The organism is Pseudomonas sp. Sample_9, assembly GCF_004307535.1.
GTDB lineage: Bacteria > Pseudomonadota > Gammaproteobacteria > Pseudomonadales > Pseudomonadaceae > Aquipseudomonas > Aquipseudomonas mercuritolerans.
In genome coordinates, this window is record NZ_RAZO01000462.1 from 1 (window position 1) to 3,267 (window position 3,267).

Annotated in this window: 2 protein-coding genes; both read right to left on the reverse strand. The window is 62.4% G+C overall.

From position 1 onward, the window contains the following. Positions 1–83 precede the first annotated feature (83 nt). Positions 84–1,616 (reverse strand): histidine ammonia-lyase, encoded by a 1,533-nt coding sequence (gene hutH, locus D6877_RS26385; protein ID WP_130912613.1) that lies wholly within the window; start codon positions 1,614–1,616, stop codon positions 84–86. A 116-nt stretch (positions 1,617–1,732) separates the two neighbouring features. Continuing rightward, a complete protein-coding gene (hutH, locus tag D6877_RS26390; protein ID WP_130912614.1) occupies positions 1,733–3,256 on the reverse strand; it encodes a histidine ammonia-lyase in 1,524 nt (507 codons plus the stop codon). Positions 3,257–3,267: the final 11 nt, after the last annotated feature.

The window sequence follows — 3,267 nt, forward strand, 5'->3', positions numbered from 1 at the left end:
GCCCGTGACGCTCCGCGTCACTGGACGCGGAGCGTCCCTTGAGGCATTCCCACGCAGAGCGTGGGAACGATCAGTGGGTAGGGTTAAAGGCTCGGCAAAAGCTTCGCCGGAACCAGCTCGGTCAAACACCGCGACGCCAGCAATTGCGTCGCCGCATTGATGTCCGGCGCAAAGAAGCGGTCCTTTTCATAGAACGGCACTTCCTTGCGCAAAATCGCCCGTGCCTGTTCCAGCTTCGGCGAGGTCTTCAGACCGTTGCGCAGATCCAGGCCCTGCACCGCCGCCAGCCATTCCACGGCGAGAATGCCGCGAGTGTTCTCGGCCATTTCCCACAGACGCTTACCCGCCGCCGGGGCCATCGATACATGGTCTTCCTGGTTGGCCGAGGTCGGCAGGCTGTCCACCGAATGCGGATGGGACAGCGCCTTGTTTTCGCTGGCCAACGCCGCAGCGGTGACCTGGGCGATCATGAAACCGGAGTTCACCCCACCATTGCCGACGAGGAACGGCGGCAGCTGCGACATATGCTTGTCCATCATCAGCGAGATGCGCCGCTCGCTCAGCGAGCCGATTTCAGCGATGGCCAGGGCCATGTTGTCAGCGGCCATAGCCACTGGTTCGGCGTGGAAGTTGCCGCCGGAAATCACGTCGCCTTCAGCGGCGAATACCAGCGGGTTGTCGGAAACCGCGTTGGCTTCGACCGCCAGCACTTCAGCGGCCTGACGGAACTGGGTCAGGCAGGCGCCCATGACTTGCGGCTGGCAGCGCAGCGAGTACGGGTCCTGGACCTTGTCGCAATTCTGGTGCGAGGCGGAGACTTCGCTGCGCTCACCGAGCAGATCGCGATAAGCCGCAGCGGCGTCGATCTGCCCTTTCTGCCCACGTGCGGCATGAATGCGCGCGTCGAACGGCGAACGCGAACCGAGCACGGCTTCAACAGTAAGACTGCCCAGCGCCACTGCACCGGCAAACAGATCCTCGCCTTCGAACAAACCGCGCAGGGCAAACGCTGTGGAAACCTGAGTACCGTTGAGCAGCGCCAGACCTTCTTTAGCCGCTAACGTCAGCGGCGCCAGGCCGGCGACTTTCAGCGCTTCGGTGGCCTCAAGCCATTCGCCCTTGTAGCGGGCCTTGCCCTCGCCCAGCAGCACCAGCGACATGTGCGCCAACGGCGCCAGATCCCCCGACGCACCGACCGAACCTTTCAGCGGAATGTGCGGATAGACCTCGGCATTGATCAGCGCGATCAGCGCATCGATCACCTGCCGACGGATGCCGGAGAAACCCCGGCTGAGGCTGTTGACCTTGAGCACCATGATCAGTCGTACAAGGTCATCGCTGATCGGCTGGCCGACGCCGGCCGCGTGCGAGAGCACCAGCGAACGCTGCAGGTTCTCCAGGTCTTCGCTGGCGATGCGCGTCGAGGCCAGCAGACCGAAACCGGTGTTGATGCCATAGGCGGTGCGGTTCTCGGCGAGGATCTGCTCGACACAGGCGACGCTGGCCTCGATCTGCGCGCTGGCGCTGTTGTCGAGAGTCAGTGTGACCGGATGCTGGTAGACGTCACGCAGTTGGGCCAGGCTCAGTTGGCCGGGGATCAGGTTCAGCGCAGTCATTAAAATGCTCCTGTCAGGCATTGTTATTAACTACCAGTCGCTCCGGAGCATTCCGTTATCCGTCGCTTCTCGTCTTGTGAACGATCCACGCCTTGGCACGCTGGTATGGGTAGTTGTCAGTACAAATTCGGGAGAACGTTGTGCGGCAGATTCGGGTCTTTCAATACGGTCGCAGCGGCAGCGATATCCGGCGCCAGCCAGCGATCCTGATCGTAGGCGGGGACCGTTGCGCGCAGCAGTTTCCACGCGCGGTCAGTGCCCACGCCAAAGCGCTGTTCCTTGAGGAATTCAAACGCCTGCGCCGCCAGCAGGTATTCAATCGCGAGGATCTGCGTGCAGTTTTCCAGCGCGCGATGCAGCTTCAGCGCGGCGTTGGTGCCCATGCTCAGGTGATCTTCCTGCAGGCCCGAGGTGATGTAGTTGTCGAGTACCGCCGGTTGCGCCAATTGACGGTTTTCCGCACACAGCGAGGCGGCGACGTATTGCACGATCATCATCCCCGAGTTGACCCCGGGATTGGCCACCAGAAACGCCGACAGACCGCTGACGTGCGGGTTGACCAGACGATCGAGACGACGCTCGGCAATCGAGCCGATTTCGGCCATGGCAATCGCCAGCAGATCCGCCGCCATCGCCACGGATTGACCGTGGGGGTTGGCCTGCGACATCACCCGGAAATTGTCCGGTGTGCCCAGCAGTAACGGGTTGTCGGTGCAGCCGTTGAGTTCGGCTTCGACCTGTTTGATCGCATGCTTCAGTTGATCACGGGCGGCGCCGTGGACCTGCGGGATCGAGCGGATGCTCAGCGCATCCTGAGTGCGAATGCCTTTGCTTGCGGCGATCACTTGGCTGCCATCGAGTAATGCACGCAGATTTTCGCCAACCTGCTGCATGCCCGGATGCGGCTTGAGTGCAATGATCTCGGCATCGAACGCATCGATCTGGCCGCGCTGGGCTTCGAAACTCATCGCGCCGATGACGTCGGCCCATTGCAACAGCCGCGTAGCGTCGGCAATCGCCAGGCAACTGAGGCCGGTCATGCACGGCGTGCCATTGACCAGACACAAGCCATCCTTCGCACCGAGTTGCACTGGTTGCAGGCCTTCTTCGGCCAACGCCTGTTGCGCCGAGGTGATCTGCCCGCGATAGCTGACATTACCGACGCCGAGCAACGCGATGCCGATGTGCGCCATGTGCGTCAGATAACCCACCGAACCCTGCGACGGCACCTGCGGAGTGATGCCGCGATTGAGCAGCGCCAGCAGCCCTTCGACCACGCGCCGATGCAGGCCGGATTTGCCGTGGCTGTAGTTGTGAATCGCGGCGCAGATGATTGCGCGGGTCTGCTCGTCGCTGAGCACCGGGCCGACACCGCAGGCATGGCTGAGCAAGGTGTTGCGCGAGAGCTGGCTGAGCTGTTCGTCTTGCAGCGAGACGTTGGACAGACCGCCCAGACCGGTGTTGACGCCATAGGCGCGCTCGCCGCTGGCGACGATGCGCTGAACGATGGCCTGAGCGTTGTCGATGCGCGCCCAGGTGTCGCTGGACAGATCCAGCGGCACACCGTGACGGGCGACAGCGACCACGTCCTGCCAACGCAGAGGGCTGCCTGTGATAACGATTTTTTCAGCCTGGGACATCTCTAACCTCA